This is a genomic window from Pseudomonas asturiensis (assembly GCF_900143095.1).
Classification (GTDB): domain Bacteria; phylum Pseudomonadota; class Gammaproteobacteria; order Pseudomonadales; family Pseudomonadaceae; genus Aquipseudomonas; species Aquipseudomonas asturiensis.
Genome location: NZ_FRDA01000002.1, coordinates 302,355 through 325,808 on the forward strand (window position 1 = coordinate 302,355; position 23,454 = coordinate 325,808).

The 23,454-nt window shown below is 60.1% G+C and carries 24 protein-coding genes and 2 riboswitches; of the genes, 14 read left to right on the forward strand and 10 right to left on the reverse strand.

Annotated features, from left to right (window positions below; translation table 11 throughout):
* Positions 1-3: 3 nt before the first annotated feature.
* Positions 4-1,065 (reverse strand): cobalamin biosynthesis protein CobW, encoded by a 1,062-nt coding sequence (cobW, locus tag BUB69_RS04485; RefSeq protein WP_073163232.1) that lies wholly within the window; start codon positions 1,063-1,065, stop codon positions 4-6.
* A gap of 109 nt (positions 1,066-1,174) precedes the next feature.
* Positions 1,175-1,399, reverse strand: a riboswitch (cobalamin riboswitch).
* Between the two features lie 58 nt (positions 1,400-1,457).
* A riboswitch (cobalamin riboswitch) is annotated at positions 1,458-1,667 on the forward strand.
* Between the two features lie 111 nt (positions 1,668-1,778).
* On the opposite strand from cobW, the gene BUB69_RS04490 reads away from it, so the two are divergent.
* The 4 genes from BUB69_RS04490 to cobM are packed head-to-tail and all read left to right on the forward strand — an operon-like array spanning position 1,779 to position 3,908.
* Entirely contained in the window at positions 1,779-1,964 is a 186-nt protein-coding gene (locus BUB69_RS04490; protein WP_073162775.1) for a CbtB domain-containing protein, read from the forward strand.
* Between the two features lie 10 nt (positions 1,965-1,974).
* Positions 1,975-2,697, forward strand: coding sequence for a CbtA family protein (locus BUB69_RS04495; protein ID WP_073162777.1), 723 nt, complete (start codon positions 1,975-1,977; stop codon positions 2,695-2,697).
* A complete protein-coding gene (locus BUB69_RS04500) occupies positions 2,675-3,124 on the forward strand; it encodes a cobalamin biosynthesis protein (protein ID WP_073162779.1) in 450 nt (149 codons plus the stop codon). Before BUB69_RS04495 ends, BUB69_RS04500 begins: the two co-directional genes overlap by 23 nt.
* 31 nt (positions 3,125-3,155) lie before the next feature.
* Positions 3,156-3,908 carry a precorrin-4 C(11)-methyltransferase gene (gene cobM / locus BUB69_RS04505; RefSeq protein ID WP_073162781.1) on the forward strand — a complete coding sequence of 251 codons (753 nt, stop codon included), beginning with the start codon at positions 3,156-3,158 and terminating at the stop codon, positions 3,906-3,908.
* A gap of 46 nt (positions 3,909-3,954) precedes the next feature.
* Here the strand turns inward: cobM and BUB69_RS04510 are convergent, their stop codons facing one another.
* A complete protein-coding gene (locus BUB69_RS04510; RefSeq protein ID WP_073162783.1) occupies positions 3,955-7,437 on the reverse strand; it encodes an indolepyruvate ferredoxin oxidoreductase family protein in 3,483 nt (1,160 codons plus the stop codon).
* 185 nt (positions 7,438-7,622) lie between these two features.
* Between BUB69_RS04510 and BUB69_RS04515 the strand changes: the two genes are divergently transcribed.
* The gene (locus BUB69_RS04515) at positions 7,623-8,090 is read left to right on the forward strand and encodes an Lrp/AsnC family transcriptional regulator (RefSeq protein ID WP_024687791.1); all 468 of its coding nucleotides are present in this window, start codon (positions 7,623-7,625) and stop codon (positions 8,088-8,090) included.
* A 193-nt stretch (positions 8,091-8,283) separates the two neighbouring features.
* Here the strand turns inward: BUB69_RS04515 and BUB69_RS28805 are convergent, their stop codons facing one another.
* Complete coding sequence (locus BUB69_RS28805; RefSeq protein WP_163031998.1) at positions 8,284-8,454, reverse strand: hypothetical protein; 171 nt, start codon at positions 8,452-8,454, stop codon at positions 8,284-8,286.
* A gap of 145 nt (positions 8,455-8,599) precedes the next feature.
* Between BUB69_RS28805 and BUB69_RS04520 the strand changes: the two genes are divergently transcribed.
* Complete coding sequence (locus BUB69_RS04520) at positions 8,600-9,133, forward strand: sigma factor-like helix-turn-helix DNA-binding protein (RefSeq protein WP_073163234.1); 534 nt, start codon at positions 8,600-8,602, stop codon at positions 9,131-9,133.
* A 104-nt stretch (positions 9,134-9,237) separates the two neighbouring features.
* A complete protein-coding gene (locus BUB69_RS04525; RefSeq protein WP_073162786.1) occupies positions 9,238-10,374 on the forward strand; it encodes a M14 family metallopeptidase in 1,137 nt (378 codons plus the stop codon).
* A gap of 98 nt (positions 10,375-10,472) precedes the next feature.
* Here BUB69_RS04525 and BUB69_RS04530 read toward each other — a convergent pair whose 3' ends face one another.
* Positions 10,473-11,699, reverse strand: coding sequence for an MFS transporter (locus BUB69_RS04530; RefSeq protein ID WP_073162787.1), 1,227 nt, complete (start codon positions 11,697-11,699; stop codon positions 10,473-10,475).
* A gap of 106 nt (positions 11,700-11,805) precedes the next feature.
* Between BUB69_RS04530 and BUB69_RS04535 the strand changes: the two genes are divergently transcribed.
* A complete protein-coding gene (locus tag BUB69_RS04535) occupies positions 11,806-12,351 on the forward strand; it encodes a TetR/AcrR family transcriptional regulator (protein WP_073162789.1) in 546 nt (181 codons plus the stop codon).
* A 76-nt stretch (positions 12,352-12,427) separates the two neighbouring features.
* Entirely contained in the window at positions 12,428-13,735 is a 1,308-nt protein-coding gene (locus tag BUB69_RS04540) for a leucine-rich repeat-containing protein kinase family protein (protein ID WP_073162791.1), read from the forward strand.
* A 28-nt stretch (positions 13,736-13,763) separates the two neighbouring features.
* Here BUB69_RS04540 and BUB69_RS04545 read toward each other — a convergent pair whose 3' ends face one another.
* Entirely contained in the window at positions 13,764-14,468 is a 705-nt protein-coding gene (locus BUB69_RS04545; protein WP_073162793.1) for a YebC/PmpR family DNA-binding transcriptional regulator, read from the reverse strand.
* A 341-nt stretch (positions 14,469-14,809) separates the two neighbouring features.
* On the opposite strand from BUB69_RS04545, the gene BUB69_RS04550 reads away from it, so the two are divergent.
* Positions 14,810-16,768, forward strand: coding sequence for a type VI secretion system Vgr family protein (locus BUB69_RS04550; RefSeq protein ID WP_175561649.1), 1,959 nt, complete (start codon positions 14,810-14,812; stop codon positions 16,766-16,768).
* 18 nt (positions 16,769-16,786) lie between these two features.
* Here BUB69_RS04550 and BUB69_RS04555 read toward each other — a convergent pair whose 3' ends face one another.
* Positions 16,787-17,560, reverse strand: coding sequence for an enoyl-CoA hydratase (locus BUB69_RS04555; protein ID WP_073162797.1), 774 nt, complete (start codon positions 17,558-17,560; stop codon positions 16,787-16,789).
* A gap of 92 nt (positions 17,561-17,652) precedes the next feature.
* Positions 17,653-18,861 carry an acetyl-CoA C-acyltransferase gene (locus tag BUB69_RS04560; RefSeq protein WP_073162799.1) on the reverse strand — a complete coding sequence of 403 codons (1,209 nt, stop codon included), beginning with the start codon at positions 18,859-18,861 and terminating at the stop codon, positions 17,653-17,655.
* 166 nt (positions 18,862-19,027) lie between these two features.
* On the opposite strand from BUB69_RS04560, the gene BUB69_RS04565 reads away from it, so the two are divergent.
* Positions 19,028-19,507 (forward strand): LEA/WHy family protein, encoded by a 480-nt coding sequence (locus BUB69_RS04565; RefSeq protein WP_073162801.1) that lies wholly within the window; start codon positions 19,028-19,030, stop codon positions 19,505-19,507.
* Here BUB69_RS04565 and BUB69_RS04570 read toward each other — a convergent pair whose 3' ends face one another.
* Together BUB69_RS04570 and BUB69_RS04575 are read right to left on the reverse strand one after the other, a co-directional pair.
* Positions 19,508-20,434 carry a carbon-nitrogen hydrolase family protein gene (locus BUB69_RS04570; protein ID WP_073162804.1) on the reverse strand — a complete coding sequence of 309 codons (927 nt, stop codon included), beginning with the start codon at positions 20,432-20,434 and terminating at the stop codon, positions 19,508-19,510. It abuts the gene before it with no gap.
* A gap of 133 nt (positions 20,435-20,567) precedes the next feature.
* A complete protein-coding gene (locus BUB69_RS04575; protein WP_004882073.1) occupies positions 20,568-20,822 on the reverse strand; it encodes a hypothetical protein in 255 nt (84 codons plus the stop codon).
* Between the two features lie 152 nt (positions 20,823-20,974).
* On the opposite strand from BUB69_RS04575, the gene BUB69_RS04580 reads away from it, so the two are divergent.
* Positions 20,975-21,292 (forward strand): ElaB/YgaM/YqjD family protein, encoded by a 318-nt coding sequence (locus BUB69_RS04580; protein ID WP_024687227.1) that lies wholly within the window; start codon positions 20,975-20,977, stop codon positions 21,290-21,292.
* An 82-nt stretch (positions 21,293-21,374) separates the two neighbouring features.
* On the opposite strand, the gene BUB69_RS04585 is transcribed toward BUB69_RS04580, so the two are convergent.
* Positions 21,375-21,725 (reverse strand): hypothetical protein, encoded by a 351-nt coding sequence (locus tag BUB69_RS04585; RefSeq protein WP_073162806.1) that lies wholly within the window; start codon positions 21,723-21,725, stop codon positions 21,375-21,377.
* Between the two features lie 267 nt (positions 21,726-21,992).
* On the opposite strand from BUB69_RS04585, the gene BUB69_RS04590 reads away from it, so the two are divergent.
* Both BUB69_RS04590 and BUB69_RS04595 read left to right on the forward strand, forming a co-directional pair.
* Positions 21,993-23,060 (forward strand): M4 family metallopeptidase, encoded by a 1,068-nt coding sequence (locus tag BUB69_RS04590; protein WP_073162809.1) that lies wholly within the window; start codon positions 21,993-21,995, stop codon positions 23,058-23,060.
* Between the two features lie 21 nt (positions 23,061-23,081).
* A complete protein-coding gene (locus BUB69_RS04595) occupies positions 23,082-23,381 on the forward strand; it encodes a protealysin inhibitor emfourin (RefSeq protein WP_073162811.1) in 300 nt (99 codons plus the stop codon).
* Positions 23,382-23,454 lie beyond the last annotated feature (73 nt).

A 23,454-nucleotide genomic window follows, 5' to 3' on the forward strand; every position in this document is an offset into this window, starting at 1 on the left:
GGGTCAGCCCGCGATGGCAGCGTTGAGTTGCGCTTCCAGTGCAGCGGCGTCCAGTTCCTGGCCGATCAGCACCAGATTGGTCAGTCGCTCTTCGTCGGCGCGCCAGGCACGATCAAAGTGCTTGTCAAAACGCGTACCCACACCCTGGATCAGCAGACGCATCGGCTTGCCAGGAATAGCCGCGAAGCCTTTGACGCGAAGAATGCCGTGCTGCACGACCAGTTGAGTCAGCGCATTGAGCAATACGGCCTCATCAGCCTGCGGCAATTTGATGGAAATCGAATCGAAGGCGTCGTGATCGTGGTCATCATCTTCACCATCGTGATGGTCATGGTGAGTCTTGCGACCGTCTATGTGCACTTCGGATTCGGCACCGACACCCAACAACACGTTGATCGGCAAACGGCCGCTGCTGGCCTCGATCACTTTCACGGCAGGCGGCAACTCTTCTGCAACTTCGGCGCGCACCGCAGCAAGACCGTCGGCGTCCATCATGTCGGCCTTGTTGAGGATGACCAGATCGGCGCTGGCCAGCTGATCGGCAAACAGCTCATGCAGGGGCGACTCGTGATCCAGATTCGGGTCCAGTTTGCGCTGGGCATCGACCTGATCCGGGAAGGCGGCGAAAGTGCCTGCCAATACCGCCGGGCTATCGACCACGGTGATGACCGCATCGACCGTGCAGGCGTTACGAATTTCCGGCCACTGAAACGCTTGAACCAGAGGTTTTGGCAGCGCCAGGCCGCTGGTTTCGATCAGGATGTGGTCCAGGTCGCCACGACGGGCCACCAGTTCACGCATCACTGGAAAGAACTCTTCCTGAACCGTACAGCACAGGCAGCCGTTGGCCAGTTCATAAACGCGGCCGTTGGCTTCTTCTTCGGTGCAACCGATGGTGCACTGCTTGAGGATTTCGCCGTCGATACCCAGTTCGCCGAACTCGTTGACGATCACCGCGATGCGCCGCCCTTCGGCGTTATCGAGCATGTGCCGCAACAGGGTGGTTTTGCCCGAGCCCAGAAAGCCGGTGACGATGGTGACGGGAAGCTTGGCCAGTGTTTTCATCAGGTGCCCTTTGGCAATGCGGCGGGCATACAGGACGAGGGCCGCATGCGATGCACACGGATCAAATCGCCACCGGATCACCCCGCCCGGTTGTAATGAGAATTCGCAGGCCTTGGCCCGGTTCGAGGCAGGTCTCCTGGCTTACGGTGGCGTCTGGCGGGCTGTCGGAGCCGTGCCAATACGCATTCATCGCGCCTTCCCGCCTGGGCAGTGGCTGTGCAATGAACATGACCGTTTACAGTTGCGGGGGCAGCTGCGGCATCGACCGCATTCCCGTCTTAGCTGCGCTTGAGCACTGAGCTGCAAACGAAGAACCTCGAACCGGCAAGGCTACGCAGTGACCGCTGGCAGGTCAATCGTTGAGATTGACGATCCCACGCCGCGCATGCTCTCCTGTGCGCCTTGTTACGGGTGCCCCTCACGGGGTGAAACGGGAAACCGGTGCGCTCAGGTCGCTGAGCAAGTCCGGTGCTGCCCCCGCAACGGTAAGCGAGAGGAAGTCAGATCCACTGTGCTCAGGCATGGGAAGGTGACTTCAACGGATTGACATCATTGTCAGGCCCCTCGCGAGCCCGGAGACCGGCCCGCTACGCTTTCAAATGACACACCCGCGGTGGGCGGGCGCCGTTGAAAACCTCTGACGTCCGTCAGTGGGTATCTGTGCGCATGGCCTGCTTTCACACTCAAGACGCGACAACTCTAGAGGGAACGCCATGACGACCATCAGCAGCAGCCCATCGGCCGCAGCCAGCTCCACCCGAACCCAACGCCTTACCGCGGCGATCAGCGCGGCGCTGCTGGGCGCGTGCCTGGTGTACTTCGCCGGGTTTTCGCACATTGCCGCCGTGCACAATGCCGCGCATGACACCCGTCACAGCGCCGCCTTCCCTTGTCATTGAGGACAACACAATGCTCAAGCGAATCGTGCACACCGCAGGCTTCACCGGCTTGCTGGCAGCCTTGCTGCTGACATTGGTACAAAGCTTCTGGGTATCTCCGTTGATCCAGCAGGCTGAAACCTATGAAAACGCCCCTGCAGCGCAGGCCCATGAACATGCCGCCGGTGTTGCGGCCGAGCACAGTCATGAACACGACGAGGCCGCGTGGGAGCCGGAAAACGGCTGGCAGCGCGCACTCTCCACCACCGGCGGCAATCTGGTGGTCGCAGTAGGCTTCGCGCTCATGCTCGCCGGGCTCTATACCTTGCGCGCTCCAGGCAGCACCGTTCAGGGCGTCTGGTGGGGTCTGGCGGGTTTCGCGGTGTTCGTACTGGCACCGACCCTGGGCCTGCCGCCGGAACTGCCGGGCACTGCCGCCGCCGAACTCAGCCAGCGCCAGCTCTGGTGGATTGGCACCGCAGCCTCCACGGCTGCTGGCATCGCGCTGCTGGTCTTCGGTCAGAACCTGCTGCTCAAGGTACTGGGCGTTGCCATTGTGCTCGTGCCTCACGTGATCGGCGCACCGCAGCCACTGGTTCATGAAAGCCTCGCGCCTGAAGCGCTGGCATCGCAGTTCATTATCGCGTCGCTGCTGACCAATGCCGTGTTCTGGGTGGCGATGGGTCTGATCAGCGCCTGGTTGTTCCGCCGTAACAACGTCGACCTGCAGCATGCCGAACCGTATCCGGCCTGAGCAGACCCACGCCCTGCCCGCGCCCGTCATGGTCGTGGGCCTGGGCTGCCGGCGCGGCTGCCCGGCCGGGGTGTTGCGTGAGCTGATTGAACACCATCTGCAAGCCCCTGGGCTGAACATCCGTGATGTCACAGCCCTGGCGTCCATCGACCTGAAGCGGGACGAGCCTGGTTTGCTGGAACTGGCTCGGCAACTGGACGTGCCGCTGGTGTTCTTCCACGCCGCACAACTGGTGTCATGGGAGCTGCACATGACCCATCGCTCAGCGCACACGCTCAACACCACGGGCTGTCACGGCGTTGCGGAAGGAACGGCGCTGGCCCTGGCAGCCAGCCTTGGGGACGGCACTGCAGCGCTGGCGATCAGCCGCCAGAAAAACGCCCAAGCCACATTTGCCTTGGCATCGAGCCCCACCAAGAGCGGATAATGGCGCGCTCAACCCGACTCTGGAGATTTCATTGACCGTTTTTTTCATCGGCGCAGGCCCTGGCGACCCGGAGCTGATCACCGTCAAGGGTCAACGCCTGATCCGCAGTTGCCCGGTCATTATCTACGCAGGCTCGCTGGTGCCGATTGCGGTACTGGAAGGCAATCAAGCCGTTCAGGTCGTCAACAGCGCCGCATTGCACCTGAAACAGATCATTGACGTGATTCAGGAGGCCCATGCGCAAGGCCATGACGTGGCGCGGGTGCATTCGGGAGATCCGAGCCTGTATGGCGCGATTGGCGAGCAGATCCGCCATTTGCGCGAACTGGGCATTCCTTTCGAAATCATTCCCGGCGTCACGGCCACAGCAGCCTGTGCCGCGCTGCTGGGCACCGAACTGACCCTGCCGGACATCTCGCAAAGCGTGATACTGACCCGCTATGCCGACAAGACTGCGATGCCGCCCGGCGAAGAATTGGCCAGCCTGGCTCAACATCGGGCGACCATGGCGATTCATCTGGGGGTCAATCATCTGCACCGGATCATCGAAGAACTCGTCCCGCACTATGGCGCGGACTGCCCGATTGCCGTGGTGCACCGCGCCAGCTGGCCAGACCAGGACTGGGTGCAGGGCACGCTCGCCGATATAGAAGAAAAAGTGCAGACCAAAGGGTTTCGACGCACCGCATTGATACTGGTAGGTCGCGTGCTGGCGAATGACACGTTCAGCGAGTCATCGCTGTATCGCGCAGGTCACGCGCACGTGTTCAGGCCTTCAGAGTGAAGCGAATCGTTTGTCCAACCGGTCAAACGACCCGCCTCACAAGGTCTTAAGCAGCCACTTCGTAAAGCTTCGGCGCTGCCACCTCGCCACTCTCCAGGCTGCGACGCAATACACTGGCCTGCAAGGCTGCGGCGTTCATCGCGCTTTCCTTGACGTGCCCGTAGCCCCGAATCCGTTCAGGCAAGCGCGCCAGACTCAACGCAGTGTGGCGATTGCCCGCCTGTAAGTGCTGCAGGATCAGCTCGATATCGCTGACATAGCGCGTAATAAGCTCGCGCTCCTGTTGGCGCTCCAGGCTGCGGCCAAACGGGTCGAAAGCCGTGCCGCGCAGAAACTTGAATTTGGCCAGCACATCGAACGCCCGCAACATCCAGGGACCGAAACTGCGTTTGCGCGGTTGCCCGGTGTGCGGGTCGCGCTTGGCAAGCCATGACGGTGCCAGGTGAAACTCCAGACGGTAATCACCTTCGAACTGTGCCTGCAGTTGCCGGGTGAAATCGCCGTTGCTGTACAGCCGCGCCACCTCGTACTCATCCTTGTAGGCCAACAGCTTGAAGTAGTTGAACGCCACCGCTTCGGTCAGGGACAAAGGCTGCCCCGGAAACAGCCGCGACTCAGCATCGCGAACCTGCTGCACCAGCTTCAGGTAGCGCTCGGCATAGGCCGGGTTCTGGTACTCGGCCAGCGTATCCACGTTGCTCTGAACGCGTTGTTCCAGCGTCAGTTGCGACGGCTCGGCCGGCTCTTGTTTCGGATTGACGAATGCCTCGACCGCAGCGGCATCGTGGGCGGTACGGCGTCCCCACAGAAAAGCTTGCTGATTGAGTTTGACTGACACGCCGTTCAGCTCGATGGCCTTCTCGATGGCCTGCGACGTCAATGGGATCAGGCCCAATTGATAGGCATAACCGAGCATGAACAGGTTGCTGGCAATGCTGTCGCCCATCAAACGGGTCGCCAGCGAAGTCGCTTCCACAAAGTGGGTTTTCTCAGCGCCCACCGCATCGATGATGGTCTGCTTCATCGCCTCGAGCGGGAACACCGCGTCCGGATTACGCGTGAACTCTGCCGTCGGGGTCTGCTGGCTGTTGACCACGGCATGGGAAATGGCGCTGTCCAGTTTGGCGATCGCATCCGGCCCGGCAGCCACCAGAAGGTCACACCCCAACAGCAAATGCGCTTCGCCTGCGGCAATACGCACCGCGAACAGATCCTGCTGGCGAGCGGCGATGCGGATATGGCTGACCACCGGCCCGAATTTCTGCGCGAGTCCCGCCTGATCCAGCACGCTGCAACCCTTGCCTTCCAGGTTGGCGGCATAACCCAGCATTGCGCCGACCGTGGTCACACCCGTGCCCCCCACGCCAGGCAGCAGAATATTGAATGGTCGCTCCAGCGACGGCAGCGTCGGCTCCGGCAGTGAGGCGAAGGCCTGGACCTGTTGCGGCAGAACCGGTTTGCGAAGTTTGCCGCCATGCACGGTCACGAAGCTTGGGCAAAAGCCTTCAACGCAACTGAAATCCTTGTTGCAGGCGTTCTGGTCAATTTCACGCTTGCGGCCCTGAGCAGTTTCCTTGGGCAGCACCGACAGGCAGCCGGATTTCACTCCACAGTCGCCGCAGCCTTCACACACCGCTGGGTTGATCAAGGCGCGCTTTTCCAGATCCGGCATCGTGCCGCGCTTGCGGCGACGACGCTTCTCGGTGGCGCAGGTCTGGTCGTAGATGATCACCGAAACGCCTTTGAACTCGCGTAACTCACGCTGCACGCTGTCCAGGTCACGGCGATGGTGGAACGTGGTGATCGGCGCGAACCCTTCGCGGTTCGGATACTTGTCGGGCTCGTCCGACACCAGTGCAATACGCTGCACGCCTTCGTTGAATACCTGACGACTCAACTGATCGACACGCAGCACGCCATCGATAGGCTGCCCGCCCGTCATGGCCACGGCATCGTTGTAGAGAATCTTGTAGGTGATGTTGACCTTGGACGCGACAGCGGCGCGCAAGGCCAGATGCCCTGAGTGAAAGTAGGTGCCGTCCCCGAGGTTCTGGAACACATGCGGGGTTTCGGTAAACGGCGCCTGGCCGATCCAGGTCACGCCCTCGCCGCCCATCTGGGTGAAGGTGTCGGTCGCCCGGTCCATCCAGATCGTCATGTAGTGACAGCCGATACCGGCCAAGGCCCTGCTGCCTTCCGGCACGCGGGTGGAGGTGTTATGCGGACAACCGGAGCAGAAGTGTGGCGTGCGCTGGGTGTTGAACAACGGTGCCTGCAGGGCCTTTTCCTTCTCACTGAGAAACTGCAGGCGCGCTTCGATCTGCGGGCTGCTGTAGAACGGCGCGAGCCGTTTTGCGATAACGCGGGCGATCATTGCAGGTGTCAGTTCACTCAGATTCGGCAACAGTGAACGGCCCTGCTCGTCGAACTCGCCTACCACTACCGGCCGACGGTCCACGGGCCAGTTATAGAGCTGGCCAGTCATCTGGTCCTCGATGACGCTGCGCTTCTCTTCGACGACCAGAATCTCGTCCAGGCCTTGGGCGAAGTCATGCACCGACACCGGTTCCAGCGGCCAGCTCATGCCGACCTTCAACACCCGGATGCCGACCTGATCACACAGTTGCTCATCAATGCCCAGCTCTTCAAGGGCCTGACGCACATCCAGATAGGATTTGCCTGTGGTGACGATGCCCAGCCGTGGTTGCGCAGAGTCAATGACCACTTTGTTCAGCTCATTGGCGCGGGCGAACGCTCTGGCGGCGTAGATCTTGTAAGTGTTGAGCCGTGCTTCCTGAGCCAGCGGTGGGTCCGGCCAGCGAATGTGCAAACCGCCTTCGGGCAACACGAAGTCTTCGGGAATACGAGTCTGCATGCGCAGTGGATCGACCTCCACGACTGCAGATGAATCTACGTTTTCAGCGATGGTCTTCATCGCTACCCAGCAACCGCTGTAGCGTGACAGCTCCCAGCCGATGATGCCGTAGTCGAGAATTTCCTGGACGTTGCTGGGGTTGAGCACCGGGATCATCGACGCGATGAAGGCGTGTTCGCTCTGATGCGCAATGGTGGAGGACTTGCAACCATGATCGTCGCCCGCAAGGATCAAAACCCCGCCATTGGCAGCAACACCGGCCGAGTTGCCGTGCTTGAACACGTCGCCGCAGCGATCCACGCCGGGCCCTTTGCCGTACCAGAGCGCGAATACGCCGTCGTATTTACCTTGCGGAAACAGGTTCACTTGCTGGCTGCCCCACACCGCTGTGGCGGCCAGTTCTTCATTGATGCCGGGCTGAAAGTGGATGGCGTTTTGCTGAAGGTATTCCTTGGCGTCCCACAGGCTCTTGTCCAGATTACCCAATGGCGACCCGCGATAGCCGGAAATGAACCCCGCGGTGTTCAGCCCGCGCGCTTCGTCGCGCTGCTTTTGCAGCATCGGCAGCCGGGTCAGGGCCTGCGTACCGGTGAGGTACAGGTTGCCGGTGGCGAGCCGGTATTTATCATCCAGACGAATATCAGCCAGGGACATGCAGATACCTCTCTTGTTTTTATTCAGGCTTCTTATGAATAAGGTCCATTTCGCCGGGACGGTCCAGCCCGGCGGCCTTGTCATTAGACTGCCTGTAGAAAAGAGGCTTTTTCTTTCTAAATTGACAAATATCTGCTGATATTGAGCATGCCTTTTTCGAAAAAAACAAAAAACAAGGTCAATTCATGCAGCTTAAATTGAGCCCTATCGATCGCAAGATTCTTCGCCTGTTGCAGCATGACGCCGACCTGTCGGCCGCAGAGATCGCCGAGCGGGTGGAACTGTCCCAGTCGCCCTGCTGGCGTCGCATTCACCGGCTTCAGGAAGACGGCGTGATCGAACGTACCGTTGCCTTGCTCAGCGCGCAAAAGCTGGGGCTGAGCATGACTGTGTTTGTCGAGGTCAAGTTATCGGGGCATGGCAGGCGTTACCTGGCCGAGTTCGAAGAGGCCATCATCGGTCACCCGGAGGTGCTGGAGTGCTACACCATGGCGGGCGGGATGGACTTCATGCTCAAGGTCGTGGCGCAGGACATTGCCAGCTACGAGCGCTTTTTGCGTGATCATCTGCTGCAACTGCCTCATGTGCACGAGGCGCATTCCAACATCGCCATGAGCACGGTCAAGCGCACGACGGAGTTGCCGCTGGATTGAGCGAAGAGCGACGATTTGCGGGCAAGGGAATAATCCATCAGCGGTCACTGATGGATTATTTGTTTCAATGAGGGCAAGAAAAACATTTGACTTGCAAATGATAATGATTATTATTGCATCAGCTGGTCGCGAGGCCGGCTGGATAACCCGGAAGTCTTAGGTCGACTTCCAGATTATCTCCTCATCAGGCTAATCACGGTTTTTGACCCGGCTTTTTGCCGGGTCTTTTTTTGGTTTTTTTTCGCTGCTTCAGGCTAATGAAGTCTGGGTGTCGCACGTCGCCGCATAAGCGGCTGCGCTGGTTGAGCGCGATGGCGCGGATAATATCAAAACACCGCCAGCCGGGCTTCTGTTTTTCTGCCACGAATGGCCTGAGGCCGCATTAAAACGGTAATTGCAGTACCTTTTCACTTGAGAATGATTCTCGAATTCATTAGTCTGGCTGCGTCATGGATGGAACCTATCGGTTCAAGGAAGAATTTCTATGGAAGATCAGCGAGCGATACATCATGAGTAATCAGCTCTCGTCTCTATCGCCCCTGCCCGCCAGGCTGCCCGCGCCATTGCCGACGCTTCAGACCCTTCAACTGGGCCGCTGTGTGAACAGGCTCTCGCGCCGCACCCGCCAGATCTTTCTGCTCAGTCGCCTTGACGGACTGTCCTACACGGACATTGCCCGCTTTGTCGAGGTTGACCCCGCCAAGGTGGAGCGCGCCATGTTCAGGGTGCTCAGACAGATCCATCGCCAGAGCACAGGCCACAGCGAGGCCATTCAGGAGCAGGCCAGCCGCTGGTATGTACACCTGCAAAGCCCCGCCGCTACCGCGAGCGAGCGAATCGAATTCCGTCACTGGCTGGATGCGGACGCTGCGCACCTCGCGGCGTTCCAGAACAGTGAACGCATTTGGCGCGAGCTGCAGGCGCCTGCTGCGCTGATCGGCGCCAGCGGCTGGCATCGACGCAAGCGCCGGGCTTATCTGGGCTGGTGCATGTTCACGGCGTTCATCTGCAGCCTGATGGTCACCGCCGAGGCCTTTTCCTGACGCTGGATGACCGTTCCAGATAAGTCAGGGTCGTAGCGACCGGTGTACAGTGAGTGCCTTGAAAGGCACTTGTCTACACAGGCCTAAGCACACAGGAACGCACCGTGACCCTCACCATTACCTCAGACTTTGACAGCGGCAACATCCAGGTACTGGATGCCAGCGATCCGGCCTGTGTCAGGCTGGCAATCAGACCTGACACCCAAAGTGGCCATTTTCAGTGGTTCCACTTCAAGGTCGAGGGCATGGAAGTCGGCGCCTCCCACAGTTTCAGCCTGACCAATGCCAGTGAGTCTACTTTCAACACTGCATGGACCGGTTACAACGCGGTCGCATCCTATGATCACCAGACCTGGTTCAGGGTCCCGTCCAGCTTCGATGGCAAGGCGCTCAATGTCAGCCTGTCCCCGAGCCAGCCGCAGATCTGGTTCGCCTACTTCGAACCTTACAGCCGTGCGCGTCATGACGAATTGATCGAGCAAGCGCTGCAGCAGGCCGGAATGCACCTGCTGGAAACCGGCAAGAGTGTCGAGGGGCGCGATATCCAGTTGCTGCGCAAGGGCGACGGCGCTGAGGGCAAGCGCACTATCTGGATCATTGCCCAGCAACACCCCGGCGAACACATGGCCGAATGGTTCATGGAGGGCGTCATCGAGCGCCTTCAGCAAAAGGGCGACTCGGTCATGGATGAGCTTCTGGCCAATGCCGACCTGTATCTGGTGCCGAACATGAACCCCGACGGTGCCTTTCATGGCCACCTGCGCACCAACATCAACGGCAAGGACCTGAACCGCGCCTGGCAGGACAGCACCGAAGCGCTGAGCCCAGAGGTGTTCTTCGTCAAACAGCAAATGGAGCAGTACGGGGTCGACCTGTTTCTGGACGTCCACGGCGACGAAGAGATTCCCTATGTGTTCACGGCGGCCTGCGAAGGCAATCCGGGCTATACCGCAAAGCAGCAGCAACTTGAAGAGCAGTTCCGTCGCCGCCTGGGTGAGATCACTGTCGATTTCCAGAGCGTTTACGGTTATCCCCGCAGCGCTCCGGGCCAGGCCAACATGAACCTGGCCTGCAACAGCGTTGGTGAGCGTTACAAATGCCTGGCATTGACGCTGGAGATGCCGTTTAAAGACAACGACAATGCCCCTGACCCGACCACCGGCTGGTCTGGCAAACGCTCGGCGCAGTTGGGTAACGATGTCTTGAGCGTGCTGGCCGAGATGGTTCGGGATTTGCGCTGAAGGCTCAAAGCCGATACCAGCATGTGGGAGACGCCTTGTCGGCCTCCCACCTTGAAACAGCGTTTTTCGGCAGGTCTACCGTTGATCTGCACCAGCAGTCAGGCGACACGCTCATCTTGAGAGACGGCTTCTACCCTCGTGTCACGCCGCACCATCAACCCTGCAAGGGCCATCAGCGCCAGCACGATCACGATCGTCCCATACACATTACTGGTCATCACCAGACCAAACGAACGGGCTGCAAAACCGGCTGCCAGTGCCGGCATGCAGAACGCCAGGTAACTGAGCACCAGAAATGCCGACATCAGCCCGGCCCGCTCATGCACGTGCGCCAACGGCATGAGCATGCGCAACGCGCCGAGAAAACTCGAACCGAAACCGATGCCGGCAATCACTGCGCCTGCGAAGAACAGCCATAAGATGCCTGTATTGATGGCCAGCAAAATCACCGAGACACCGACCGTCATGAAGCTCGCGCCGAACCACAGCCCCAGCTCGGGCGCGCGCTGGCGCAAGATCAGGATGGCCATCGCGCCGCTCAGGGTCAGCGCCGCCACTGCGAATCCGCCATCCAGCGGCGAGGTCGAACCGGTGGCAGCCGCCAGCAGCGAAGGACTCAAGGACAGAAAGAAGCCACCCAGCGCCCAGGCCGCAATATCGACAGGCAACACCAGCCACAGCATGCGTCGGGCTTGCACAGGGACATGCAACGACGGCTTGAGCGATTGCCATGCACCTGGTTGCGGGCTGGCTGTTTCCGGAACACGCTGTAGATAAAGCGCCTGACCGACGAATGCGGCCAGCAGCAAACAGTAGGCGAGCAACAAGGGGTGCGGCGCGAATTGCGCCAGCGCTGCCGTGCCCAGCGCACCCACCGCCATCCCCAGCATCGGAGAAATGCTGTTGATCAACGGCCCTTTGGTCTGATCGCTGTCCAGCAGCGCAGCCCCCAACGCACTGGCGGCAAGCCCTGTGGCAAAACCTTGAATCAGTCGCGCCATCACCAGCCAGGTCACGTCAGTGGCGAATATGAATAACAGCATGGAGGCGGCCTGGATCAGCAACGCCCCTGTAATGACCGGCCGCCGCCCCAGATAATCGGACAGCGAACCGCCCATCAACAACGCCGCCAGAAGGCTGAATGCATAGACGGCAAAAATCAGCGTGAGCATCGCAGAAGAAAAGCCCCATGCTTCCTGATACAGGTGATACAGAGGCGTGGGCGTACTGGACGCGGCAAAGAAACACAGGGTCGTGAACGCCAGAAACATCAGGTGGCGAGGGCCCCGATCATCAGGTTGCGTGTTCTGCAAAGGAAGGGACATGGGTACACTCTCCGCTGATGCACATTACTAAAGCCATGAATTAGCTTTTGCGGAGTGTGCGACTGCGCACCGCTTAAAGCAAATACTTTGTGTTAAGGTCCGCTGTATGGCTATCAAAGAAGCAGTACGCACCGGCGGGCGCAGCGCCCGTGTACAGGAATCCATCCACCGCGCTGTTCGCGACCTGCTCAAGGAGCAGGAGCGTTCGGCACTCAGTGTCCCCATGATCGCGGCACGGGCAGGTGTCACACCGTCGACCATTTATCGACGCTGGGGCGATCTCACCAGCCTGCTGGCTGACGTCGCTGTCGAGCGCTTGCGCCCCGACGAACCCATCGACCACGGCAGCCTGCGCCAGGACCTGCTGGTCTGGAGTGAGATGTACCTGGACGAAATGTCCTCCGCCCCAGGCCGCGAGATGATGCGCGACGTGGCGGCCAGCACCTCGAACTGCGCGGGTAAATGCGCGTCGAAGGTGCGCGACCAGTTACAGACCATCATTGATCGTGCCCATCACCGCAATGAGCAGTCGCCGACGGCCGACGAACTGATAGACGCCATCGTCGCCCCCATGATCTATCGGATTCTGTACGCCGAATCACCACCAAGCCTGGCGGCTGTGCATCGCTCCGTGGACCGCTGCCTGTCCTGAGGGGTGATTTGTGCGGCTGCCCGCCAAAACACCCGCTATGATGCGCGCCATGTCCGACTACTGATCGAAGCGACTCATGCATACCCTCGCAGACCTGCGCGCCGGCAAACTGGCGGGCATTCGACGCCTTGACCTCTCCTGTGATCTGACTGAATTCCCACGGGAGATATTCGACCTGGCGGACACGCTGGAGGTCCTCAATCTCAGCGGCAACTCACTGAGCAGCCTGCCCGACGACCTGCATCGTCTCACGCACTTGCGTGTGCTGTTCGGCTCGGATAACGCGTTCACCCATCTGCCGGAATGCATAGGTAAGTGCAAGCAATTGCGCATCGTCGGCTTCAAGGCCAATCAGATTGAAAGGGTCAGCGCTGCTGCATTGCCGCCGCGCCTGCGCTGGCTGATTCTGACCGATAACCGGATCGAGTCGTTACCTGATGAACTGGGTCGCCGTCCCGATCTGCAAAAACTGATGCTGGCAGGCAACAGGCTGCAGGCACTGCCCTCGACACTGGCCGATTGTCACCGCCTTGAGCTGATTCGTATCGCCGCAAACCGCATGAGCGAATTGCCGGACTGGCTGCTGAAGCTGCCAGCCCTGGCCTGGCTTGCCTACGCCGACAATCCGCTTTGCCCGCAGCGCGAGCCGCTTCCGGTCCGGCGCATTCCATGGCAGCACTTGCAGCTGGAACAGCGTCTGGGCGAAGGCGCATCCGGCATTATTCAGCAGGCGATCTGGCAAGAAGCAAGTGGCCCGCAACCGGCCGCAGTAAAACTGTACAAGGGCAGCGTGACCAGCGACGGCTCACCGCTCAATGAAATGGACGCCTGCATCGCGGCAGGTCGCCATGCGCACCTGATCGAGGTGCTGGGCAAGGTCAGCGAGCACCCGTCAGGGCAACAGGGCCTGGTGATGGAGCTGATAGCGCCCGACTTCAGCAATCTGGCAGGCCCGCCCAGCCTGGATTCCTGCAGCCGCGACGTCTACGACCCCAGCATCCGGTTTTCACTGCCCGAACTGATGCGCCTGGCAATCGGCATCGCCTCGGTGACGGCGCACCTGCACGCCTGCGGCCTTACCCACGGCGACCTGTACGGTCACAACATACTCAGGCAGGACAACGGCAACTGTCTGCTGGGCGATTTCGGCGCCGCATCCTTTCATCCCTCAGTGTCGAAGGGGTACGCGCTGGAACGCATCGAAACGCGGGCGTTCGGTATCTTGCTGGGGGAATTGCTGGAACGCTGCGATGCACCGCACGAAGGCTCAGCGATCATTGACCGGCTGCAGACACTTCAAGCGAGCTGCACTCAGGTCGATTGCAGCCTGAGGCCATCACTCGCAGACGTGCATCTTCAGTTGCAGGAGGCGTGGAGCGCCTGAGGCGCCCCGCGTCAAAAGGCCTGGCTGATCAGCCTGCCAGACCCACGTAGACATTTTGCACGTCATCGTGGTTGTCGATGGCTTCAAGGAATGCTTCGACTTCCGCCATCTGCTCATCCGTCAGGCCATCCACGGTGCTCTTCGGACGATAGCCCAATTGCGCGGACTGCACCGTGAAGCCGAACTCGGGCAGTTTCTTGCACACGGCGTCCATGTCGGTCGGCTCGGTCAGGAACAGGGTTGCACCCTCTTCGCCCGCCTCACAGTCCTGGGCACCGGCTTCGATGGCGGCTTCGTCGGGATCGGCATCCGGCGACACAGGCACCGCTTCGATCATGCCCTGATAATGGAAGTCCCACGAGACCGAACCGGCTGCGCCCAGTTGTCCCTTGCGAAACAGCACGCGGATTTCTGAAACCGTGCGGTTGATGTTGTCAGTCAGGCATTCAACGATCACCGGCACCCGATGCGGCGCGAAACCTTCGTAGGTCAGGCGCTCGAAGTTGACGCTTTCGCCCAGCAGGCCTGCACCCTTCTTGATCGCTCGCTCCAGGGTCTCACGAGGCATGGACGCTTTCTTTGCCTGCTCGACCACCAGACGCAAGCGAGAGTTCATGTCAGGATCGGCGCCTGCGCGGGCAGCGATCATGATTTCCTTGGACAGCTTGCCGAACGTACGCCCCTTGGCGTTGGCTGCCGCTTCTTTATGCTTGACCTTCCACTGTGCGCCCATGTCTGCTCTCTCGATCCGGTATACGCCTTGCCGGTCGCATCTGCTGCAAAGCAGGCCGCGACTGTGGCAAGGCGTTAAAAATAAGGTGCCGGCATTCCTGCACCCGGCGCGGCGCATTTTATACGTGATCGCGTCGGATGAAACCCCTGTCGCCGCATTGGTGACCAAACGAACGAGGCAATGTGTCCGCCGAACCGGCATCCCCGCACTGCGCTGTACGCCTTGTTGTGTAGTCCTTTTCTGAAAAACCTTGCAACGATGCCTTTGAGTCCGAGCATTTCGTACCCTTCCCACCCTGAACTGGATGGTGGGAGAGCCCGAAGATGTGCAAAGACCCGCAAATGCCAATGACCTTGGCGATTGCCGACTGCCAGATGGATCTGCATGTCATCAGCTTTACCGGCCTGGATGCCTTGAACGAAGTCTATTGCTTCGATATCGATCTGATCAGCACCGATGCCCCTCTCGATCCTGCCAGCCTGCTGGGTCGACGTGCGTTTTTTTGCTTCGGCCGTTCCGGTCAGGGTCTGCGCGGCCAGATCCATGTGGCTGAGCAGCTTTATACCGGCACCGGCCTGACGCATTATCGGGTCGCCGTGATGCCCGAACTGCAGGCGCTGGCGCGGTGCAGAAAAAGCCGCGCCTACCACGACATGAGCACTCCAGACCTGATCAGGCAACTGCTGGAGAACCATGGCATCGCAAGCGACAGCTACCGTTTCGAACACTTGACAGGCCGTTACCTGCAGCGCCCGCTGTGCGTTCAATACGCTGAAACCGATCTGCATTTTCTGCAGCGTCTGTGCGAGGAAGACGGGATTCACTTCCGCTTCGAGCACGCTGCCCTCAATCCTGTGCTGGTGTTTTCGGATGATCCGGTCAGCTTTCCCGAGCGGACCTTGCCTCTGCACTTCAATCGGGAAGGTGTGCCAGAAGCCGATACACCGCAGTTGTTTCATCTGGCCGAGCATCGGTCGATGCGAGCCAACCGGACGGGGCCTGCCAGGCAGATACGTTTGGCTGTACAGCCGATGGCGCTGCCGGAGAACCGTGCGCCAGACGCTCACGCCATCAATGACCCGTTCGAGCAAACGACGGCGCATGGCTGGCTGGATCATGAAACAGCATGCCTGCAGCAGCGCAGCGCCCGAATGCTGGAGCGCATTCGTTGCGAACACCGTGACATCCAGGGCTGCAGCAACCAGGCAGACCTGCGCAGCGGAGAAATCATGCACGTGCTGGATCATCCAGAGCCACTGCTCAACGATCACTGGCTACTGACCGAGGTGCATCACACAGGCAGGCAGTTGCACCTGCTCGAAGGTCACAATGCTCACGACACAGCGGCGGTCATCAGCGCGCTGCCGGAAGCAGGCCAGTGCTGGCCGCATGCCGCCGGTGCAATGACGGACGGCTACATCAATGAATTCAAGGTGATCCCTTGGGCCATGCCGTTTCGCGCAGCCATGCGCCGCCCCAGACCTTGTATCAACGAAGTGCATGTCGCGACGCTGATGCCTGGCCTTCATGACGATGCAGACATCGACCCCTCGACACACCGCAGCATCCGCTTCGACTGGCAAAAAGACGAGAATCCCGACGGCCCCCTCGGCCGCTGGCCTCTGGCTCAGGTCATGTGCAGCGATGCTTACCGAATCGGGCACCTGCGCGTCGGCGCTCGCGTACTGGTCGACCACCTGGACAACGACCCTGATCGCCCTGTCATTCGGTCCATCGTGAAAAAAAACGGGGCTGAACAGGACGTGCGGGTGTGCCTTGAAGGCATCGACTTCAGGTCACCGGCTTACATTCAGCTGCTTTGCAACCAGCACTTGCGTATCGAATCGGACAAGGGCCTGACCCTGCGCAGCACGGTGGCGCAACTGCACCTGACGCCGGACGGGATTGTTGTGTCGGGCGCTGCGACCCTCTTCGCGCAGCAGCCCACAGAAAGGTCACCCGCAACACTGCCCCTGAGCGACCTGCGTCTGACCGCACAACCAGGCTTGCAGGGTGCCCCGCTCGCAGGACGGATCTGGTACATCGTGCGCATGCCCGAGCCTGGCCTGCATCATCTGGCCAGGCTGGCCCGGGAGCATTTCCTGTTCGAAGGCACGACCGACGAACAGGGCTATCTGGGGCTGAGCGAAGCGCAGCGCCATCGACTGGCGAAGGAGTATCACCTGACGCCGCACGACCTGCACCTGTTCTACCCCGGTCAGTGCGTGGGCCTGCATGCCTACTTCCAGCAGAACTGGACCCATCAGCAGCTTGAGACGCTCAGGCTGTGCGGCGCGTGAGGGTTTTCAGTCCCTGGCTCAGCAGTCCTTGAAATCAGCGGCGCGCTTTTCGATAAATGCCTGCATGCCTTCCTTCTGATCCTGGCTGGCGAAAGAGGCATGGAACACGCGCCGCTCGAAGCGTATACCCTCGGCCAGGCTGACCTCAAAGGCCCGATTGACGCTTTCCTTGACCATCATTGCAACAGGAAGGGATTTTTCAGCGATCACGGCGGCGGCCTTCAAGGCCTCGTCAAGCAACTGATCGAGAGGCACCACACGCGACACCAGGCCCGCGCGCTCGGCTTCCTGGGCGTCGATCAGACGCCCTGTCAGACACATTTCCATGGCCTTCGCCTTGCCGACAGCACGGGTCAGGCGTTGAGTGCCGCCCATGCCCGGCAATACACCCAGATTGATTTCCGGCTGACCAAAGCGGGCGTTGTCGGCGGCCAGAATGAAATCGCACATCAGCGCCAGTTCGCATCCTCCCCCCAACGCAAAGCCGGCGACAGCGGCAATCATCGGTTTGCGCCTGGCAGCCACCCGGTCGCTTTCCCGAAACAGGTCATCCAGGTAAATCTGCGGATAGGTCAGATCGACCATTTCCTTGATATCTGCCCCGGCAGCGAATGCTTTGTCGGAACCGGTCAGCACGATGCAGCCGACTGACCTGTCAGCCTCGACAGCATCGAGCGCGTGATTCAACTCGTCGATCAAGCGGGCATTCAGTGCATTCAACGCCTTGGGACGGTTCAGCGTGATGAGCGCAACCTTACCTCTAATCTCTATTAACAATGTTTCATAAGGCATTGATAAATATCCTTTTTATTAAAATCACTGAAAAGTCGTCAAATTCAGATAAATGACTTCATAAAAAACCTTTAACTTACTGTTCTTAATGACTAATCCATAATCTCCACAGCCAGCGCAGTGGCTTCTCCGCCGCCGATGCAGATAGCCGCCATGCCCCGCTTGAGTTCCCGACGCTTCAACGCCGCCAGCAGGGTCACGAGGATGCGCGCACCCGATGCTCCGATGGGGTGTCCCAGCGCGCAGGCGCCCCCATTGACGTTCACTTTCTCGTGGGGGATTTCCAGACTGCTCATTGCGACCAGAGGCACCACAGCAAAGGCCTCATTGATCTCGAACAGGTCAACGTCATCCACCGTCCAGCCGGTCTTGGCCAACAGCCGCTTGATCGCTCCGACAGGAGCGGTGGGAAACAGACCCGGCTCATCGGCAAAAGCCGCGTGCCCCCGGATCACCGCCAGCGGCTTCAGCCCCCGGCGCAGCGCCTCGGACTGACGCATCATCACCAGCGCCGCAGCGCCATCGGAGATGGAGCTTGAGTTCGCTGCCGTCACCGTTCCTCCCTCACGAAAGGCTGGCTTGAGCGTGGGAATCTTGTCCAGACGCGCTTTGGGAGGCTGCTCGTCGTGGGTGATGAGCCGTTGCTCCTTACCGACCGTCACCTGAAGCGGGACAATTTCGGCATCAAAATGGCCACCCACAATGGCTTCCTGGGCGCGGGTCAGCGAAGCGAGGGCGAAGGCGTCCTGTGCTTCGCGAGTGAACCCGTTCATCTGCGCGCAATCCTCGGCGTAGGTGCCCATCAATCGACCGGGCTCATACGCGTCTTCCAGACCGTCGAGAAACATGTGGTCCAGCATCTTTGCGTGCCCCATGCGGTAACCACCCCGGGCACGATCCAGCAGATAAGGCGCGTTGGACATGCTTTCCATTCCGCCTGCGACGACCACGCTGGCGCTGCCCGCCATGAGCATGTCGTGGGCCAGAATGGCGGCCTGCATGCCTGAACCACACATCTTGTTGAGCGTGGTGCAGCGGGTTCCCGTTCCAAGCCCGGCCCCCAGCGCTGCCTGTCTGGCAGGAGCCTGACCCAGCCCGGCGGGCAGTACGCAACCGAACAGGACCTCTTCAACGTCCTGAGGGTCGACAGCGGCACGTTCAACAGCAGCACGAATGGCGGCAGCGCCCAGCTTTGTGGCACTCAGGCCGAGCAAATCACCCTGAAAGCCGCCCATGGGAGTACGGGCAGCGCTGACAATGACTACAGGGTCTTGATGGGGGGTCGTCCTTTCGATGGACATGGCAATCTCCAGTCTTGTTGTTATTGGATCGCTGAAATCATCAACCTCAACGCCTGAGGACGCAACGGTTGAAAACAAGCAGATTAGCGGGCCTGTCGACACAGAGCGAATCTACGTACCTGAGTGCGGTCTCAGCATTAACGCCCACACACCGAGGATCTGGCGAATGTCGCTACGACCGCTGCGCAGCCTGTTCGCAAGCCTTCTGATTCTGGCTGTGAGCGCCTGCGCGCTTCTGCCTGATCGAGATCCGCTGAACATCAGCGTCGTGGGCATCGAGCCACTGCCAGGCCAAGGCCTGGAGCTGCGTATGGCGGTGACGCTCAGGCTGCAGAATCCGAACGATACGGCTATCGATTACAGTGGCGTGGCGCTGGATCTTGACGTGAATGACCGGCTGCTGGCCTCCGGCGTGAGCAATCAGAAGGGTTCCATCGGCTCGTTTTCCGAAGCGGTGCTGGTGGTGCCTGTCAGCGTCTCCGCCTTTGCCGCGCTGCGCCAGGCACTGGGCCTCAGCCAGAGTCAGCGCCTGGACAATCTACCTTACGAGTTGCGCGGCAAGCTGGCCGGCGGGCTGTTCGGCACGATGCGCTTCAAAGACCGCGGCACGCTCGACTTGCGACAGGCCGAAGGTGATCTCTGGTGATCAATCGCGTATGAAACGCACGCCAGGCCTGGGGCGCTCATCCACCACCAGTTCGAACACGTCCGGACGCGCATAATGGCCGACCACATCGTAGTCGTATCGCGCCTTGATGAGGTCGTCGGTGTCGATTTCAGCGGTCAGCAGACCAGCGATACCGGTGAGCGGACCCGCCAGCACGTCGCCCATCGGGCCGACGATGACGCTGCCGCCGTTGATGAGCGCACGGTCAGCCGGCCAGTTGGGCACATCGACACCCAGCGACTCGGGCGAGGCTTGAATCTGGCAGGCGCTGACCACAAACATGCGCCCTTCATGAGCGATATGGCGCATCGAACACTGCCATATCTCCCGCTCATCCACCGTCGGAGCGCACCAGACTTCAACCCCCTTGGCGTACATGGCGTTGCGCAGTAACGGCATGTGATTCTCCCAACACACCGCCGACCCCAGACGCCCTGCCCGCGCATCGACTGTCGCCAGCGTAGAACCGTCGCCCTTGCCCCAGATAAGGCGCTCGGTCCCGGTGGGCATCAACTTGCGGTGTTTGGCGACCAGCCCGCCTTGTGGCTCGAAGAACAGCACCGTGCAGTAAAGCGTACTGCCCGACCGTTCGATGACACCGACCACCAGGCTGGCGTCAGTGCGAGTGGAAAGTTCGGCAAGCGCCCGGGTTTCTTCACCAGGCACGTCGATCGCATTGTTGAAATACCGGGCAAATGCCTCGCGCCCCGCAGGCAGACGATACCCCAACTGGGTGCCGAAGGTTTCGCCCTTGGGATACCCTCCCAGGAGTGCCTCAGGCATTACGACCAGACTCGCACCTGCCTCTCGGATAGCCTGTTCATAGGCCACTATCTGCTCAAGTGTTTTTGCCTTGCCCTCCGGCGAGGCACCCAACTGTAATGCGGCGACGATTGATACAGGCATGAAAAGCGCTCTCTGGCTGGTTTCGGTTGCCAAGTGTCAGCAATGCGCTGAACAATGCCGCCGGAGCCTGGCCACGCTTGACCCTCGTGGCGCTGATGTCGAGGGGCGCTGTTCCGAATGCGGCCGGGGAAGTTTACTTGGCAGCGGCCATCAGACGATTGACTTCACTGCGCACCATGTTGGCGTATTCAGGCGGGCTCATGGTGTCAAGTTCGGAACGAACCCATTCGGACCATTTGCCCTTGCGCTTGGCACGCTCGCCCATCAATCGTGCGGCTTCGCCCTTGGCCTTGCCGAGGTTGCTCTGCCACAGATCGAACAGACGGGATTTTTCATCTTCGATAGCAGCACGTTCAGGAAGGGGCCGGTTGGCCAGATTGAAACTCATAGCGATCACCTACGACTAAAAACGGCTGCATCTTACACCCGTAACGGCCTTTTTTTGCAGAGCCCGGCGTCAGGTCGTTCACATGGTTGCAACTTTTCAGGGTGGCCATGACTCCATTGATCACTATTGCCATCACTTGAAAGGAAAATGCCATGGCTCGTAAGACCTCTGCCCAAAATGCTGCCGATCAGATCAAGGATCAGGCGTTCAGCGAACTGCAGGCACTGATTGAGGAATCCGACAAACTGCTCAAGGACAGTGCGGCGCTGGTCGGCGAAGACGCTGAAACACTGCGTGCGCAACTGAGCCTCAAGCTCAAGCAGGCACTGGACTCCATGTCGAGCGTGCGTGAGCGCACCAAGCCTGTGGTAGACGCGACCGAAACCTACATCGGTGGTCACCCGTGGCAGACCGTAGCGATCTCTGCAGGCTTCGGGCTGGTGGTAGGTTTGCTGCTGGGCCGTCGTTGATAGCAGACTGATCGAAACACGCCGTTGAAAAAGGCGCGACCCGTTTAACGGATTCGCGCCTTTTTCATGCCTGCGACAACCCTCAGCGGCTGTATTGAACGACGGACGGCTCGGCAAAACGATGGGATTTGCTGACTTTGGCCTGCAGCGCGACACGCTGCTCCTCGGCCTCGGCCTGGCTCGGATAAGGCCCGACCAGCAGCTGCTGCTTGCCGTCGATCGAGACGATGATCGGCGCGTAGCTACGCTCCAGCAGCCAGGCACTGGTATCGCTGACCGCTTCCCTGGAGTTCATCTGGATGAACCATTGCGGAGCAGTGGTCGCGGCGGTCGTGGCCGCGTCCTGCGCCTTGTCTCGCGCAGGCGCTCGAGAGTTGCCTGCATCGCATCCGGCCAACGCCAGCATCGCCAAAATCATTACCGTCTTGCGCACGTAAGTCTGCTCCTCGTCTGAAGTGGCGCGAGTCTAGCACCCTGCCCGCCAGTATTGAGCCAGTGTGTCGCGGTGACGCAGGTGCCTGAAGCCCGTTACCAGCGTCCAATGCCGCCGCCTGTCAGGCTGCGTAAGGCGTGCCCCGTTCTGAACGATCCTGTAATCAGATATTTCCTGCATAAAAAGCGCTGCATCCGGTGTCAAACCCTTCGCGACCATGTTGATTGATGGCTTGCCGCCGTCTGCGTGTCACTACAGGAGTTCCACATGTGCGATCGAGATCCTCTGCAATGCTTCATTCCGCCTTATATGCTTGAGCATATGGCGCAATCCCCCAAGGCACTGATCAGTGCGCGAGCCATTGCCAACCTCACCAGCAGTTCGGCGTTTCTGGCCTCACGCCTGAGCGCCCGGACAATGCCGTCCATGCACGCGGTCAGGTCACCTGACGGCAAGAAGCAGCGCATGATTCACGATGCAGGAGGCACCGACCAGCTTCCCGGCAAGCTGATCCGCGCCGAAGGCCAGGGGCCGACGGGCGACGAAGCAGCGGATGAAGCCTACGCCGGTTCAGGTGACGTCTACGATTTCTACGATCAGCTGTTTGAGCGTAACTCTCTGGACGACAACGGTATGGCACTGGTGTCGACCGTGCATGTCGCCGAAGTGGATTTTCAGGGCGATTACGTCCCTCTGAGCAACGCCTACTGGAATGGCAGCCAGATGGCGTACGGCGATGGCGACGACTTGGTGTTCAAACGATTCACCGGCAGCCTTGAGGTCATCGGCCACGAACTGACCCATGGCGTACAGAGCTTTACGTCCAACCTTGAATATCGGGGCCAGTCCGGCGCACTGAACGAGCACTTTGCCGATGTCTTCGGCATGCTGGTGCGTCAATGGAAGGAAGGCACCAGCGCTGCCGAATCGGACTGGCTGGTCGGCAAGGAACTCTTGGTCCCCGCCCCCACCCGGCGCGGCATTCGGGACATGGAGCATCCGGGAACCGCTTACGCGAACGATCCTGACCTGGGCGACGACCCGCAGCCTGCGAGCATGTCGGACCTTTATACGGGTGCCAAGGACCGGGGCGGCGTGCACATCAATTCAGGCATCCCCAACCGGGCGTTCGTACTGGTGGCCAAGGCGCTGGGCGGAAATGCCTGGGAAGTGGCCGGCAGAATCTGGTATGAAACGATGCTGGCATTGACGTCGGACAGCCAGTTCGTCGATTGCGCCAGAACCAGCATCAAGGTAGCCGCAGACCCACGCTTTGGCGCAGACGCGAAGAAAGCCGTCCAGGCGGCCTGGAAGAAGGTCGGGATAAAAGTTTAATCACTGAGAAGGGGCGTAACGATGAAAGTCTGTCTGGTGCAATCGGGTGGCTTTGCTGGGGCGATCAAGCGCTGTGAAGTGGACACCACGACTCTGGAACGCCCTGAGGCCGAGCACCTGGAGCGCCTGGTCAGTGACAGCGGACTGAATCAGTCGGGCGAGGCGTTCAATGACGATGGCCGCGACCTGAATCAGTACGAGATCACTATTGAAGACGAGGCCAGAGCCATTTGCATGACGTTCGACGAGCAGAACGTACCGCAAGCCGCACGAGAACTGCTGGGCTACCTGAAACAGCGCTCACGCCCCGCAAGACCTTGAAACCTGCCGCCAGTTGTTGCGTTATGCTCGTTGAGACACTGGCGGCTTTCCGATCAATGCAGTCCCTGCGCCA